Annotated in this window: 11 protein-coding genes and 1 pseudogene; 7 read left to right on the forward strand and 5 right to left on the reverse strand. The window is 72.6% G+C overall.

Translation table 11 applies throughout. From position 1 onward, the window contains the following. Positions 1 to 19 precede the first annotated feature (19 nt). Positions 20 to 970, reverse strand: a complete 951-nt coding sequence (locus ACH4E8_RS07510) for an NmrA family NAD(P)-binding protein (RefSeq protein WP_398445310.1) — start codon at positions 968 to 970, stop codon at positions 20 to 22. A gap of 102 nt (positions 971 to 1,072) precedes the next feature. Here ACH4E8_RS07510 and ACH4E8_RS07515 point away from each other — a divergent pair, with 102 nt between their 5' ends. Further along, complete coding sequence (locus tag ACH4E8_RS07515; protein ID WP_398445312.1) at positions 1,073 to 1,657, forward strand: TetR/AcrR family transcriptional regulator; 585 nt, start codon at positions 1,073 to 1,075, stop codon at positions 1,655 to 1,657. 297 nt (positions 1,658 to 1,954) lie between these two features. Here the strand turns inward: ACH4E8_RS07515 and ACH4E8_RS07520 are convergent, their stop codons facing one another. Continuing rightward, positions 1,955 to 2,311, reverse strand: a complete 357-nt coding sequence (locus tag ACH4E8_RS07520) for a peptidase inhibitor family I36 protein (RefSeq protein WP_398445314.1) — start codon at positions 2,309 to 2,311, stop codon at positions 1,955 to 1,957. Between the two features lie 217 nt (positions 2,312 to 2,528). Continuing rightward, positions 2,529 to 3,146, reverse strand: a pseudogene (locus ACH4E8_RS07525) (methyltransferase domain-containing protein); the annotation flags it as partial. A gap of 4 nt (positions 3,147 to 3,150) precedes the next feature. Between ACH4E8_RS07525 and ACH4E8_RS07530 the strand changes: the two are divergent. The 3 genes from ACH4E8_RS07530 to ACH4E8_RS07540 all read left to right on the forward strand — a co-directional run bounded on the left by ACH4E8_RS07530 (position 3,151) and on the right by ACH4E8_RS07540 (position 5,631). Next, a complete protein-coding gene (locus ACH4E8_RS07530) occupies positions 3,151 to 3,438 on the forward strand; it encodes a hypothetical protein (RefSeq protein ID WP_398445315.1) in 288 nt (95 codons plus the stop codon). 371 nt (positions 3,439 to 3,809) lie between these two features. Continuing rightward, a complete protein-coding gene (locus ACH4E8_RS07535; RefSeq protein ID WP_398445317.1) occupies positions 3,810 to 4,952 on the forward strand; it encodes a methyltransferase domain-containing protein in 1,143 nt (380 codons plus the stop codon). A gap of 94 nt (positions 4,953 to 5,046) precedes the next feature. After that, positions 5,047 to 5,631, forward strand: coding sequence for a GNAT family N-acetyltransferase (locus ACH4E8_RS07540; RefSeq protein WP_398445319.1), 585 nt, complete (start codon positions 5,047 to 5,049; stop codon positions 5,629 to 5,631). On the opposite strand, the gene ACH4E8_RS07545 is transcribed toward ACH4E8_RS07540, so the two are convergent. Continuing rightward, complete coding sequence (locus tag ACH4E8_RS07545) at positions 5,621 to 6,460, reverse strand: NAD(P)H-binding protein (protein ID WP_398445321.1); 840 nt, start codon at positions 6,458 to 6,460, stop codon at positions 5,621 to 5,623. The two genes, ACH4E8_RS07540 and ACH4E8_RS07545, sit on opposite strands and share 11 nt — an antisense overlap. Before the next feature lie 177 nt (positions 6,461 to 6,637). Here ACH4E8_RS07545 and ACH4E8_RS07550 point away from each other — a divergent pair, with 177 nt between their 5' ends. Beyond that, positions 6,638 to 7,591, forward strand: a complete 954-nt coding sequence (locus tag ACH4E8_RS07550; RefSeq protein ID WP_398445323.1) for an AraC family transcriptional regulator — start codon at positions 6,638 to 6,640, stop codon at positions 7,589 to 7,591. Between the two features lie 250 nt (positions 7,592 to 7,841). After that, complete coding sequence (locus tag ACH4E8_RS07555) at positions 7,842 to 9,230, forward strand: esterase-like activity of phytase family protein (protein ID WP_398445325.1); 1,389 nt, start codon at positions 7,842 to 7,844, stop codon at positions 9,228 to 9,230. A gap of 55 nt (positions 9,231 to 9,285) precedes the next feature. On the opposite strand, the gene ACH4E8_RS07560 is transcribed toward ACH4E8_RS07555, so the two are convergent. Continuing rightward, positions 9,286 to 10,179 carry a phosphotransferase family protein gene (locus ACH4E8_RS07560; RefSeq protein ID WP_398445327.1) on the reverse strand — a complete coding sequence of 298 codons (894 nt, stop codon included), beginning with the start codon at positions 10,177 to 10,179 and terminating at the stop codon, positions 9,286 to 9,288. Between the two features lie 286 nt (positions 10,180 to 10,465). On the opposite strand from ACH4E8_RS07560, the gene ACH4E8_RS07565 reads away from it, so the two are divergent. Further along, positions 10,466 to 14,761, forward strand: a complete 4,296-nt coding sequence (locus ACH4E8_RS07565) for a SpaA isopeptide-forming pilin-related protein (RefSeq protein ID WP_398445328.1) — start codon at positions 10,466 to 10,468, stop codon at positions 14,759 to 14,761. Positions 14,762 to 14,792 lie beyond the last annotated feature (31 nt).

The following is a 14,792-nucleotide window of genomic DNA, read 5'->3' on the forward strand; positions in this document are numbered from 1 at the left end:
CCTCGATCTGCCGAACTTCCTAGGCGACAGGGGACAGGTGCTTGCGCGCCCAGTCCTCAAAACGCGTCAGCGGGATGCCCAGTTCCCGGGCGTACTGCGGGTGGGCCGGCGGGTCGAACGCGTTCTGCCACGCCTGGGCGGGGGCGAGCAGCGTCGACATCCCGGCGGCGATCGCCTCCGCCTCCGTCGTGGCCAACGTGAACGAGGGCACTCCGAGGGCGCGGGAGGCGATGTCGGCGACCTCCTTCACCGGGAGGCGCTCGCTCGCGAGCTCCAACTCGACCCGGTGGAAGCGCTCCGGCGCGGCGACGGCCGCGGCGGCTGCCGCGCCGATGTCGTCCGCGGCGACCAGGGGCAGTACGGTCTCCGGGGCCATCGCGGTGACCAGGCCGCCTTCGATGCCGCGGGGGAACAGGTAGCCCTCGGACGGGAGCGCGTTCTCCATGAAGAAGCCCGGCTTGATGAGCGTCCAGTGGGCGAAGCCGGCGGTGCGGACCGCGTCCTGGATCGCGCACTTTGCGGCGTAGTACGGCTCCATCGCGGCCCACCGGCCGTCGGCCCAGCCGGGAGCCTCGGTGTGCTGGTCGGCGCCGGTGACGGAGGTGTGCACGAACTGCGGTACGCCCGCGGCCTTCGCGGCTGCGACGAGGTTCAGGCCCTGGGTGACCTCTCCGTCGAAGTCGAACCCCTGCTCGTTGACGGGCAGCTGTACGGAAAAGACGGCGCGGGCGCCCTCGGCGGCCCGGACCAGCGAATCGCGGTCGCGGAGGTCGCCGACGACGAGGTGCGCGCCGAGCGCTTCGACGGCTCGGGCCCGGTCGGTCGACGCGTCGCGCACCAGTGCGCGGACCGGGACGCCCTGCGCGAGCAGGGCGCGGGCGGTCGCGCCGCCCTGCTTGCCGGTGGCGCCGGTGACCAGGACGGGCGCGGAAGTCGAGCGGGCTACGGGGGTCGCGGGATCTGTGGGCATGACGCTCCTCAGGTGATGGTGCAGCAAGTGGCGGGCCCCGCCGTTTACGTTTGGGTACGATACGGCGGGGCCCGCCACTTAGCAACGCCGGAGGTGAACGCCATGCCGAAGCAGCCCGAGCGTCCCGTGCGCCAACGCGCCGACGCCCGCCGCAACTACGAGCGGATTCTCGCCGTGGCCGAGGAGGAGGTCGCCGCCCACGGGGCGGACGCTTCCCTGGAGAAGATCGCCCGCACCGTCGGCGTGGGCTCGGCCACCGTGCGCCGCCACTTCCCGACCCGCCGCGCCCTGCTGGAGGCCGTCGCCCAGCAGCGCATCGCCGGCCTCGGCGCCCGCGCCCGCGAACTGGCCGCCCACGACGACGGCCGCGCCGCGCTCCTGGAGTGGCTGGGAGAGGTCGTCGAGTACTGCGTCTGCGTCCGGGGCCTGGCCGCCGCGCTCTCGTACGACATCGCCCAGCCGGAGCCGCACGACGAGAACCACTGCGCGGCCGACCTCGAAGCGGCGGCGGCCCCGCTGCTGGCCCGCGCGGTCCGGGACGGCGCGGTCGCCCCGGAGGTCACCACCGCCGACCTGATCGCCCTGTCCGTCGGCATCGCCCTGGCGACGGCGGGCCACCCCGACCCCGTCGCCCTGGCACACCGGCTCTTCCACCTCGCCGTCGCGGGGATCAGTCCGCAGCGCTGACGCCGAAGGGCATGGGTGCAGTGTGAAGCTCGGATTTCGCGGGTGAGTCCGTTACCGGAGGGCGGAAACCTCTTAGCGTAGATTGTCGCGGCATTCAATGACGCTGCCCGACTGAAGTCGCCGAATTCCTTGCGGGTGGCACGTCTACCCGCGCTCCCGGAAGGTCATCGATCGTAAAGGCGTCTTCGTGGAGATCGAAGGAGCCCATGAGATCTCATGCGTAGAGAATTCGGCGAAGCAATGTCATGGCCGCAATTCCTCGCCTGCGGCCGACCGGTGCGCACGATGCCGCACCCGTCAACAGGTTTCGCCGATCTTGGTCCACGAGAGGCTGCGCTCGTACCGGTCGTTCCAGGCGTGCGCGTTCCGGCCCGGCAGGGAGCTCAGGCAGGGGATCAGCCAGCCGTCTTGCTCCTCCAAGTCAATGATGATCTTGAAGCGGACATCCACCGACGTGTTGTTGACGAAGGATATGCCCGTCGACTCCGGCAGGTCGTAGAGGCCAGTGGTGGACTTCCAGGTGGGAGGCCCGGAGTACGTGCCGTTGTCCCAGACGCAGAAGTGCCCCTCGGGGCACCCGCGGTCCGAGCCGGCCGCCGCCGAGGGCGCGAAGGTCAGGCCCGCAGCACACAGGGAGAGGGAAGCGGCGCCCATAGCGGCAGCTCTCCATAAGTTCCTCATCGTGAACTCCCCTTACTTTGTCTGGATGACGCCCTTCTCTTCAGAGTGCAGGACATGGAGAAGGGTCAGAAGGTGATGTTCCGGCCGTCCAGGAATTGGCCGGAACGACCATCCTGTTGCGTTCCTCCGTCCTCAACGCACGTATACATCCTGTTCCGCCTCGGTGAAGGAATGAGCGGGGCGAGAATGCTCACGCGGATGCGGACGCCACGAAGAACGGAATCGCGACGAGGAAGCGCCCCGCCTCGGCGCGGCCGCGCTGTTCCGCGAGCCACGCGTCCGCCTGATCGCGGTCGATCGCGCCGCTGGCGCGGGCCGGCTCGGCGAGTCGGGTGAGCAGCGGCAGCATCGCGGGGTCGGTGAACACGCTGGTGTGCGCCCCGACCGCGACGTCACCGAAGCCGCCGGCCAGCAGCAGGCTCCGGAACTGCCGGGCGGCGCGGGGAGCGGCCAGCAGGTCGGCGCGGGCGTGCACGATCGTACGGGTGAGGGCCGCGTCGTCGGCGTCGACCACGACGGCGTCCCAGTCCTGGCCGACCAGGACGATCCGGCCGCCCCGGCACAGCACCCGGCGCGCCTCCGCAACCGCGCGCGCCGGCTCCTGGAGCACGTGAAGGACCTTGTCGGCGCGGTAGCCCCGTACGCTCCCGTCGGCGAACGGCAACGCCTCCGCGCCGGCCGCCAGGAACTCGACGCCCGGCCACCGCTCGCGGGCCGCGCCCAGCATCCACGCGTCGGGGTCCACGCCCACTGCACGGACGCCGAGCGCGGCCAGCTCGGCGGCGGCCCGTCCGGCGCCGCAGCCGACCTTCTTGGTGCCGCCGTCGTGGCTGCTGGACGCCGGCTATGCGAACGCGCCGGGCGACCCGACCGCGGACGCCCCCTTCGCGCTCCTTCTCGCTGCGCCGCTGGCCTGCGCGCTCTTCCACGTGGCGGTGCAGATCCCGGCGGGGCTGCTGGGAACCTGGCTGGGCAGAGGCGGCACGGCGTTGGCCAAGTACGTGAGCGCCGTCATGGTGGCGGGCGCGCTGAGCCTGCTCGTGTTCTGGAGGCTGGGGCAGGGCACCTGGGGCACCCGGGACGGCATGGCGTGGGCGTAGGTCGACGCCGTGGTCCGCGGGGCAATCGGGCTGGCCGGCTACGCGTGGGTGATGCGGACCCGGCCGGAGGCTCCCACCGCTGAACTGCGCGCGTAGCGCGCCCGGTTGCGCCCGCGCCCGGAAGTCCGCGCCGGGTGTGCCACAACGCGCCGCGCGGGCGGCTGGAAGGCGCCTGCCGGACGGGGCGAGGGTGCGGGAGCCTGACTAACCAGCAGGCGCACCGGAGCGGACGGAGGGCGAAGACCATGGGGAAGCACGGAGACGGCAAGGGCGGCGCCGACGGCGATCAGCAGCAGGCGCCGCGGGAGTCGGACGGGCAGTGGGAGCGGCCCATTCCGCCGGCGCAGCCGGACGAGGACTGACGCGCGGACGTGAGTTCACCGGAGCGGCTGGTCGAGATCCTGGTCAACAAGGGCGCGGTGCCCGTCGAGTGGCGGGAGTCGGTGGGCGCCGTGCCGCGGGAGTTGTTCCTGCCGGAGACGTTCGAGGCCGGGGGACGGGTGGTGTCCCGCAGCCGCACGCCCGCGCAGTGGCTGCGGTACGCGTACGGGGACCTGCCGCTGACCACGCAGTACAACGACGGCCGGGACGCCCCGCAGGGGGCCTACCTGCTGCCGACGTCGTCCAGTTCGATGCCGTCGGTGATGCTGGAGATGCTGCGGCTGCTCCAGGCCGCGCCGGGGCACCGGGTGCTCGAAGCGGGGGCCGGTACGGGGTACAACGCGGCGTGGCTCGCGCACCGGCTCGGCTCGGAGAACGTGGTGTCCGTTGAGGTGGATCCCGTGCTCGCGCAACAGGCGGTCAAGAACTGCGCGTTGGCGGGGTACTGCCCGGCGGTCGTCCGCGGCGACGCCGACCGCGGGTGGCCCGACAGCGCCCCGTACGACCGGCTGTTGGCCACGTACACCGTGCCCCGGATCCCGTACGCGTGGATCGAGCAGGTGCCGGGCGGTCGGATCGTCGCGCCGTGGGGCGGCAGCTTCTTCCACGCCAGTTACGCGGTGCTCGACGTGGTCGACGGCGTCGGGCGGGGCAGGTTCCACGGGTTCCCGGCGTTCATGCGGACGCGCAACGGCCGGCCGCACCGGGGCTTCCTGTGCGACTTCGTCCACCACGCCGAACTGGCCGAGGAGACGCGGACGACCCTCGATCCCCGGGCCGTCCTGGGTGACTCCGACGCGCTGTTCCACATCGGGCTGGCCCTGCCGGACGCCTGGTACGTGCTGGTGGACGCGGACGACGGCAGCCGCGAGTCCACGCTGTGGATCCTCGCCGACGACCGCAGGTCCTGGGCCTCCGTCGACTACGTCCCGGGGCGCGACGCGTACGCCGTCGAGCAGTACGGGCCGCGCCGGCTGTGGGAGACGGTCGAGACGGCCTACGGGGACTGGGCGCTGCGCGGGCGGCCCGCGCGGGACCGGTACGGGATCACCGTCACCCCGGACGGCCGGCAACGGATCTGGCTGGACGGCGAGGACGCGGCCGTCCCGACCGCGGACGGGCCCACTGTCTGACGGGCCCACCGCCTGACGGTGAGCCTGTGCGCAACCCCGCGACGCCCGCGTAAACCGGATGGCAGGCCCGGCGGGCGGCGGTGAGAATCGGGGGATGCCCGTTTTCCTGGAGACCGCGCGTCTCGCCCTGCGCCCCTTCACCGCCGACGACGCCGACCGCCTCTTCGACCTGGACGGCGATCCCGCGGTGATGCGCTACCTCAGCGGCGGCGAGCCGACCAGCCGCGAGACGGTGCGGACACGGGTGCTGCCGAGGGTCCTGCACGACCACCCCTGCACCGGCACCCGCGGCTACTGGGCCGCGGAGGAGAAGGAGACCGGCGCGTTCGTCGGCTGGTTCGAGTTCCGGCCGGTGGCCGACGACATCGCCGCCGTCGTCGAACTCGGCTACCGGCTGAAGGCGTCCGCCTGGGGGAAGGGGTACGCCACGGAGGGCGCCCGGGCCCTGGTCGACAAGGGCTTCGCCGAACTCGGGGTCAGCCTGGTCACCGCGAACACGATGGCGGTCAACACGCGTTCCCGACGGGTGATGGAGAAGGCCGGGCTGGCCCTCCTGCGGAGCTACGCGGGGGACTGGCCGGTGGCGGTCGAGGGCTCCGAGCACGGCGAGGTCGAGTACGCACTCGCCCGGTCGGACTGGGCCGAGCGGCGTGCCGCCGCGGGTGACCTCAAGCCGTAGGCGCGGCCGCGGGGAAGTCCGTGGCCTTGACGTACTCCGAGAAGTCCCGCGGCTCGCGCCCCAGCGCCTGCCGGACGCCGTCCGTCACGCTCGCGCCGCCCTCGTCCCGGATGTGGTGGAGGACCGTCACCAGCAGGTCGGCGACGTCTTCGGGGTAGCCGGCCGCCGCCACGTCCGCGCGGTACTCCTCCTCGCTCACCGGTGTGAAGCGCAAGGAGCGGCCGGCCGCCTCGGCGATCTCCGCGACCGCCTCGGTGAAGTTCAGCGCGCGCGGACCGGACAGGGTGTACGTACGGCCCGCGTGTCCGTCCTCCGTCAGCGCCGCGACCGCGACGTCCACCAGGTCCTGGAGGACGACGAACGGCTCCCGGCCCGAGCCGGTCGGCAGCCGCAGTTCGCCGGTCGCCAGCAGCGGGGCGAAGAACTCCAGCTCGGTGAAGTTCTCCGCGAACCAGGTGGGGCGCAGGACCGTCCACGTCAGACCGGACTCGCGGACCGCCCGCTCGGGGACCAGGTGCGGATTGGTCTCGTCGATCTCGGGCCAGGACCGGGCGGAGAGCAGCACCAGCCGCTCCACGCCCAGGCGGGCGGCGAGCGCCGTGAACTCCGTCATCTCCACGCCCATGGCGGGGCCCTGGGAGTCCACGACGTACACGGAACGCACGCCGGTCAGGCCCGGCTCCCAGGTGGAGCGGTCGGCCCAGTCGAAGCGGACCTCGCTGGTGCGGGAGGCCGCGACCGTGGTGAAGCCGCGGCGGCGCAGTTCGGCGGCGACCCGGCGGCCGGTCTTGCCGGTGGCGCCGAGCACCAGCACGGTGCCGAAGTCCACGGAGGAAGCCGAAGAGGCCGAGGAAGCAGAGGAAGCAGAGGTAGCGGGGCGAGTCGTCGTCATGCACCCCAGTACAGCGGGGGCGCACGGCACGGGCGATGGTTGTTCCTCTCGTTTCGATGTCTGATCGTCTCGCCGCAGCGGCGGCCGCCGGTGGCCCGGCCGTACGATCCGGGCATGGATGACGCGCTGTCGAGCCTGCTCCAGGACGTCCGGCCCCGGGGCGCCCTCTTCAAGCAGTCCCTGGTCAACCCGCCCTGGTCGATGCGCTTCCTCGAAGCGACGCCGCTGGCGCTGCTCACGATGCTCAGCGGGGACGCCTGGGTGCTGCGGGACGGCGTGGAGCCGGTGCCGCTGGAGCAGGGGGACGTGGCGATCGTCGTCGGGCCCGCGCCGTACACCGTCGCCGATGCGCCCGACACCGCGCCGCACGCGCTCGTCCACGACGACCACCGGTGCACGACCCCGGAGGGCGCACTGGTCCTGGGCGATCTGCCGATGTGCGGGCTCGAACCGGTGCCGGGGCGGGACGACGGCACCGGGGTGGTCCTGCTGCGGGGGACGTACCAGCTCCACGGCAGCGTCTCGCAACGGGTGTTGACCGCGCTGCCGCCGATCGCCCGGCTGCCCGCGGCGCCCGGCGGGTGTCCGCCGCTCGACATGATCCAGCGGGAGATCGGGCGGGACGTGCCAGGGCGCCAGGTGGTCCTGGACCGGCTGCTCGACCTGCTGCTGGTGACGTCGATGCGGGACTGGTTCGAACTGCCGCACGCGGACGCGCCCGCCTGGTACCGGGCGTACCGGGACCCGGAGGTGGGGCGGGCGCTCAAGCTGATCCACGGCGATCCGGCCAGGGCGTGGACGGTCGCCGGGCTCGCCGCCGAGGTCGGGCTCTCCCGGGCGCGGTTCGCCCGGCGGTTCTCTGACCTGGTGGGGCAGTCGCCGATGGCGTATCTGACGGACTGGCGCATCTGCTGGGCCGCGGACCTGCTCGTGGAGACCGACGAGACCGTGGCCGCGGTGTCCCGCAAGGTGGGGTACGCCAACGCGTACGCGTTGAGCGTGGCGTTCAAGCGGACCACGGGGATCCGTCCGACGGAGCACCGCGCCCTGGCCCGCGCCGCGAGTTGAGCGCCCCGACACCATGGGTGCCGTATGCATTTCAGCCAGAATGGCGCTGAAGGGGTTTCGGTGGGGTCGGTATTCCGGGTGAAACCCGGGTGAAGTCTTGATGGAACCGGTGGTGCAGGGGTGAGCTTCGGCCGTATGGGAGGGAACTTCGCCCGCGGGCCCGGGGCGTGCGGCAGAGTCGGTGATCCACGCGGGGTCGGCGTCCTTCGCCGGCCGACCGCTCGGTTCCTGTCCCCCACCAGGAGGCCCGATGTCCCCCCGTAACCGCGCCCACGCGCACCGTTCCCGCCTGCCGCGCCCCCTGCGCGTCGCGCTCACCGTCGCCCTGCCCCTCGCCCTGGTCGGCGGCGTCGCCTTCACGGCGACCGCGACCGACGACCGGCCGGGCGGCGAGGCCCCGAAGCAGGCCCGCGGGCCCGTGGTCACCGGCTCGGCCGTGCTGGACGAGATACCGCTCGCCGACTTCAGCAACGGGCTGTTCCCCGGCTCGGTCGACAACGACCGCGGCGTGCACCTCGGCGTCGGCAGCGACCTCTACCCGGCCGACCGGCCGGGCGAGTTCTGGGCGCTCACCGACCGCGGTCCCAACGGCCTGATCACCGTGGACGGCAAGAAGCGCCGCACGTTCGCCGTTCCCGGGTTCAGCCCGGCGATCGTCCGGGTGAAGGCCGACGGCGCACGGCTGCGGGTGCTCGACGCCGTCCCGATCACCACCCGCTCCGGCAAGCCCGTCACCGGCCTGCCGAACCAACTCTCGCGGGACGAGGCCCCGTTCACGTACGACGCCCGCACGGCGCTGGAGACGAACCCGAACGGGCTCGACGCCGAGGGCCTGGCCCGGGCCGCCGACGGCACGTTCTGGGTGGTCGACGAGTACAGCCCGTCCCTGGTCCACCTCTCCGCGCGCGGCAAGGTGCTCACCCGCTACGTGCCCGAGGGCCTGAAGTTGCAGGGCGCCGACTACCCCGTGGTCGAGGCGCTGCCGTCGATCCTGCTGAACCGCAAGCAGAACCGCGGCTTCGAGGCGCTGACCGTACTGCCCGGCGGCGATCTGGTGATCGCGGTGCAGAGCCCGCTGCTGGTGCCCGACAAGGCCGCCGGCGAGGCGTCCCGGAACCTGCGGCTGCTGCGGTTCTCGCCCGAGGAGGGCGAGGTGACGGGGGAGTACGCCTACCAGGTCGACCCGGTGAACGTGGTGGACCCGCAGGAGGCCGACCAGTCCGAGTTGAAGGTGTCCGCGCTGGTCCCGGTGGGCGCGAACACCGTCCTGGTGCAGGAGCGCACCGACCGCACCGCCCGGCTGCACCGGGTGACCCTGCCGAGCGACGAGGGCATCCTCGACAGCCGCTGGGACGAGGTCGCGACGTCCCCCAGCTACGAGCAGACCGCGGACCTCGCCGGCGCCGGCGTCGACGTGCTGGCCAAGAGCCTCGTCGTCGACCTGGGCAAGGTCCCCGGCGTGCCGGGCAAGGTCGAGGGCGCCGCCCTGGTGGGCCGGGACACCCTCGCGCTGATCAACGACAACGACTTCGGGATGACGGACGGGCCCGAAGCGTTCGACGAGAACGGCCGGCTGCGCGACAGCGGCCTGAACACCAAGATCACGCACGTCAAGCTGCCCACCGCGATCCGTCGCTGAGCAGCGATGACGCCGGGCCCCGGGAGCCGTCGACGAGCTCCCCGGGGGCCCGGCCTCACAAGTCCAGCGGCGTGAGCTGCCAAGCGCGCCCGCGCTGCGTGCGCAGCAGCGGGACCGGGCTGTCGTCCGGCCCGTACAGCGCGTCCGAGAGGTTCAGCAGGGTGTCGCAGCGCGCCAGCCACAGCCCGCGCAGACACACCTGAGGTCCGTACGAGGCGAGCGCGGCGGCCCGGACCGCGGCGGAGGCGCCGACGGCGATGGCGAGTCCGGCGACGTCCTCGGCCGGGTCGCCCAGCGCGGCGTCCGTCCAGTCCAGTACGCCGGTCAGCGCGCCGTCCTCGTCGACCAGCAGGTGCTCGCCCTTGAGGTCGTTGTGGAGGAGGACGACCGACGGCTCGGGCTCGGGCGGGGCGTGCAGCCGGCGCTCGGTGAGGGTGGCGTCGAACTCCCGGTCCGCGGCGAGTCGGCGGGCCGCGACCAGGGCCCGCGCCTTGAGCTCCACGAGGTCGCGCCACGGCTCCGACGGCAGCCCGAGGCCGTCGTCCCCCGCGCTTCCTTCTGCGTTCCCGGCGTCGTACGAACGCAAGCCCGCCAGCAGCCCCGACAGGTCCTGCTCCCCCGTCCCCGACACCGTGCGCCGCTCCGCCGAGACCCCCGGCAGCAAGGTGTCCACGGTGTACGCGAGCCCGGGCGCCCACTCGCCCGCGGCCAGGCTCCGCGGCACCGCCACCGGCAGGTGACCGCGCACCGCGTCCCGCAGCCGCACCTCCCGCCGCTGGCGCTCGGAGGTCTCCTCGTCCACCGCCATCCGCAGCACCCGGTCCGCGCCGATCGTCCACGTGACGTGCTCGCCCCCCTCGGCGACGCGTTGGACGGGGAGCGCGGGCGGCGATTCGAGGCTGAGCAGTCGTCGTACGGCGTCGGCATCGAGGGCCGAGGGGTGCGGCATCGGGCGTCGTCCCTGTTCGAGAGCGTGGCTGAGCTGGCTGAGCTGGCCGGGCCGGCTGGGCTACGGGCACGGGCGTCGGCCCGTCCGCGCGCGACTCTGCCTCCTGCCGGGCGATAGCGCCAGCGAATATCCGGCGCGCCCGACGACGTACCGACGCGCGGGTGATTATCAGAATCAGTGTTCGCCTTGTCTGGGAGTGTCGCTTCTGTCCGGATGTGTCGGCTCGTCAGCCTTGGGCGGGGATCCGTAACGGGAGTCCCACGACCTAACGAGAGAAGTCGATGTGATGAGAGCAGTTCTCACGCGGCTGCGACAACGCTCCTGGACCGCGGGCCTGGCCTGTACGGTCCTGGCGGTCGCCGCACCCGCGTTCGCCCTCGCACCGGGCATGGCGACCAACGCCGTCGCCGTGCCCGGCCAAGGAGTGCGGGCCGTCACCGCGGCCGACTCCGGGCAGGACAAGGACAACAGGGCGCAGGGCAAGGAGAAGGGCCAGCGCGCCGGCGGCAAGGGCGCGGGCGCCAAGAGCGCCAGCCGCGCCCCGCTGCTGCGCGCCCCGCTCCCCGGCGGCCTCGGCCCCTGTCTGCCGGGCGACTGCCCCGACCCGTACCCGCCGATCAACAACGGCCCCATCGCCGGCCGTGACAACAACATCAACATCTTCGCGGGTGGAAACTTCCTCGTCCGCGAGCGCGCGGCCGAAGCCGAGGGCAAGGTCGTCGTCCTCGGGAACTTCGACCAGAACAAGGCCGCCGGCGGCAGCGCCATCTACAACATCGGCGTCGTCGGCGTCGGTTCGCGCGTGCCCCCGGACGAAGGCACCGACTTCCTCACCACCGGCGGCAACGTCTCCATCGCCGCCGGCCAGCGACTGCTCGCCGACGGCGGCAACGTCCGCCACGCGGGCACCGCGACCGGCACCATCGAGGGCACGGTCATCCAGGACCCCAACGCCGCGGCCCCCTACACCGCGCTGCGGGACGAACTGACCAGCGCCAGCCAGTGCTACGCGCGCACCGAGACCGGCACCCGACCGGCCACCGGCACCGCGGTCAACGAGGGCGGCCAGACCACCTTCACCGGTGACGGCACCTCCGCGCTCCAGGTCTTCAACGTCGACTTCGACATGCAGTCGGCCTCCGGCGGACAGCAGGGCCTGGTCTTCAACAACATCCCGGCGAACGCCACGGTCCTGGTGAACGTCCTGGGCGGCAACCGCACCATCAACACCTACAGCGGCGGCATCGCCGACACCGACCCGCTCAACGCGCTCCGCGAGCGGCTGCTGTGGAACTTCCCCGACGCCGGCACGGTCACCCTCAAGGGCACCGGCCAGTTCCAGGGCAGCGTGCTGATCGGCAACCAGGCGTCGAACACCACGGTGACCCTGCCGGGCACCAACGGTCGTTTCTTCTCCACCGGCAACATCACGCACACCAGCGTGGTCGGCGGTGGCGGCGGCCAGGAGTTCCACGCGTACCCCTTCAACGGCGACCTGCCGGACTGCTCCGTGGTGGTCCCGACCGCCCCGGTGAAGGTCGTCAAGCAGGACGCCACCACCGGCGACCCGCTGGCCGGCGCCACCTTCCAGCTCTGGGAGGAGACCAACGGCGAGCCCGGCCTCCAGACCACGGGCGCCTCGCCCGACTCGAAGATCGGCACCCCCTGCACCACGGGCGCCGACGGAACCTGCTCCCAGACCGTGGAGCCGGGGACGTACTACTGGCAGGAGACGGCCGCACCGCCGGGCTACGACCTGCCGGCCGACCCGGTCTTCCCGATCGTGCTGACGGCCGAGGAAGTCCCCGGCGGCGTCACCGTCACCGCGGACAACAGCCGCACCCCGGTCACCGGTGAGGTCTCCGTCGAGAAGTTCGACGCGGAGACGGGCGAGCCGCTGCCCGGCGCCATCTTCGAGCTGTGGCACGAGACGAACGGCGTGACCGGTCTCCAGACCACGGGCCCGAACCCGGACACCCAGCTCCTGCCGGACTGCACCACGGACGTGGTCGGCGAGTGCGCCCGGATCGTCCCCGTCGGCACGTACTACTGGCGCGAGGTCTCGGCCCCGCCCGGGTACGACCTGCCCGCCGTGACGGTCTTCCCGCTCACCCTCACCGAGGAGAACGCGGCGACCGGCGTGAACGTCGACGTCGACAACGCCCGCACCCCGGTCCCGCCGGGCGAGGGCCCGGTGACTGTCGTCAAGGTCGACTCGGAGACGGGCGCGCCGCTGGCCGGCGCCGAGTTCCAGCTGTGGCACGAGACGAACGGCGTCGCCGGTCTCCAGACCACCGGCGCCAACCCGGACACCCAACTGCCGCCGCCCTGCACCACGGGCACCGACGGCCAGTGCAGCCGCGACCTGGTCGCCGGCACGTACTACTGGCGCGAGATCACCCCGCCGCCCGGCTACGAGCTGCCGGCGAACCCGGTCTTCCCGCTCACCCTCACCGAAGCCGACATCCCGGACGGGGTCTCGGTGACCGCGGAGAACGTGAAGGTGCCGGTGCCGCCGGCCCGCGGTGACGTGACGGTCGTCAAGGAGGACGCCATCTCGGGCGCCACCCTGCCCGGCGCCACCTTCCAGCTGTGGGAGGAGACCAACGGCATCCCCGGTCTCCAGACCACCGGTGCCGACCCGGACACCACGGTCGGCGCGCCCTGCGTCACCGGGCTGAACGGCCGCTGCACCCGCACCGTCGAGGTCGGGCAGTACTACTGGCAGGAGACGTCGGCGCCGCCCGGCTACGACCTGCCGGCGAACCCCGTCTTCGGACCGCTGGTGCTGACGGACGAGAACGCCGCCGAGGGCGTCACCGTCACCGCCGAGAACACCCGCACCCCGATCATCACCGGTGACGTGACGGTGGTGAAGGAGGACTCGGCGACGGGCGCCCCGCTCGCCGGAGCCGACTTCCAGCTCTGGGAGGAGACCAACGGGATCCCCGGTCTTCAGATCTCCGGAACCGACCCCGACACCCAGGTCGGCGCCCCCTGCACCACCGGGGCGAACGGCGAGTGCGCGCGCACCGTCCCGATCGGCACGTACTACTGGCTGGAGACGGCGGCGCCGGAGGGCTACGACCTCCCGACGGACCCGGTCTTCGGACCGCTGGTGCTGACTCCGGCGAACGCCGCCGACGGCGTGACCGTCACCGCCGAGAACACCGCGACCCCGCCCGGCGAGGCGCCGATCACGGTGGTCAAGGTCGACTCGGAGACCGGTGACCCGCTCGCGGGTGCGGTGTTCCAGCTCTGGCACGAGACGAACGGCGTCGCCGGTCTCCAGACCACGGGTGCGAACCCGGACACGCAGCTCCCGCCGCCCTGCACCACCGGGGTGAACGGCCGGTGCTCGCGCGACGTCGTCGCCGGTACGTACTACTGGCGCGAGATCTCGGCGCCGGACGGTTACGACCTGCCGGCGAACCCGGTCTTCCCCATCGTCCTGACCGAAGGGGAGATCCCGGACGGCGTGACCGTCACCGCCGAGAACACCGCGACCCCGCCCGGCGAGGCGCCGATCACCGTGGTCAAGGTCGACTCGGAGACCGGTGACCCGCTCGCCGGTGCCGTCTTCCAGCTCTGGCACGAGACCAACGGCGTCGCCGGTCTCCAGACCACGGGCGCGAACCCCGACACGCAGCTCCCGCCGCCCTGCACCACCGGGGTGAACGGCCGGTGCTCGCGCGACGTCGTCGCCGGTACGTACTACTGGCGCGAGATCACCGCGCCCAGCGGGTACGACCTGCCGGCGAACCCGGTGTTCCCGATCGAACTGACCGAAGGCGAGATCCCCGGCGGCGTGACCGTCACCGCGGAGAACGTCAAGACCCCCGTCCCGCCCGTCCGCGGTGACGTGACGGTGGTCAAGGAGGACGCCATCTCCGGTGCCGCGCTCTCCGGCGCGGTGTTCCAGCTGTGGGAGGAGACCAACGGGATCCCCGGTCTCCAGACCACCGGTGCGGACCCCGACACCCGGGTGGGCACCCCCTGCACCACCGGCGCCAACGGCCGCTGCACCCGCACGGTCGAGATCGGTGAGTACTACTGGCAGGAGACGTCGGCACCGCCCGGCTACGAGCTGCCGGCGAACCCGGTCTTCCCGATCGAACTGACCGAGGAGAACGCCCAGCAGGGCGCCACGGTCACCGCGCAGAACACCAAGACGCCGACCCCGCCGAAGGGCGAGATCGACGTCCACAAGAAGGACGCCAAGAACGGCAAGGCGCTCCCCGGTGCGGTGTTCGAGCTGTGGAGGGAGACCAACGACGTGCCCGGCCTCCAGACCAGGCCGTCGGGCGGCACCGCGGCGGACACCCGCGTCGGCCCCGGCTGCTCCACGGACGCGCAGGGCGACTGCACGTTCGACGAGCTGGCGCTCGGCACGTACTACGTGCTGGAGACGGCCGTGCCCGAGGGGTACGTCCTGCCGGAGAACCCGGTCAGCGGGCCGTTCACCATCACCGCCGAGAACGCCGACGAGCCCGTCCGCGTCGAGGTCGCCAACAAGCGTGGCGAGCCCGGCAAGGGCAAGGGCCAGAAGCACGGCGGGGTCGTCGAGCAGCGCAAGGGCTGACGACCCGCCCTGAGGCGGACCCCCCGACGGG

This window comes from Streptomyces sp. NPDC017979 (assembly GCF_044328175.1).
Taxonomy (GTDB): Bacteria; Actinomycetota; Actinomycetes; order Streptomycetales; family Streptomycetaceae; genus Streptomyces.

Coding starts and splice junctions, on each gene's coding strand:
- ACH4E8_RS07520 (WP_398445314.1), bottom strand. CDS start 2,311: ATGGGCGCCGCTTCCCTCTCCCTGTGTGCTGCGGGCCTGACCTTCGCG.
- ACH4E8_RS07510 (WP_398445310.1), bottom strand. CDS start 970: ATGCCCACAGATCCCGCGACCCCCGTAGCCCGCTCGACTTCCGCGCCC.
- ACH4E8_RS07555 (WP_398445325.1), top strand. CDS start 7,842: ATGTCCCCCCGTAACCGCGCCCACGCGCACCGTTCCCGCCTGCCGCGC.
- ACH4E8_RS07550 (WP_398445323.1), top strand. CDS start 6,638: ATGGATGACGCGCTGTCGAGCCTGCTCCAGGACGTCCGGCCCCGGGGC.
- ACH4E8_RS07540 (WP_398445319.1), top strand. CDS start 5,047: ATGCCCGTTTTCCTGGAGACCGCGCGTCTCGCCCTGCGCCCCTTCACC.
- ACH4E8_RS07515 (WP_398445312.1), top strand. CDS start 1,073: ATGCCGAAGCAGCCCGAGCGTCCCGTGCGCCAACGCGCCGACGCCCGC.
- ACH4E8_RS07565 (WP_398445328.1), top strand. CDS start 10,466: ATGAGAGCAGTTCTCACGCGGCTGCGACAACGCTCCTGGACCGCGGGC.
- ACH4E8_RS07560 (WP_398445327.1), bottom strand. CDS start 10,179: ATGCCGCACCCCTCGGCCCTCGATGCCGACGCCGTACGACGACTGCTC.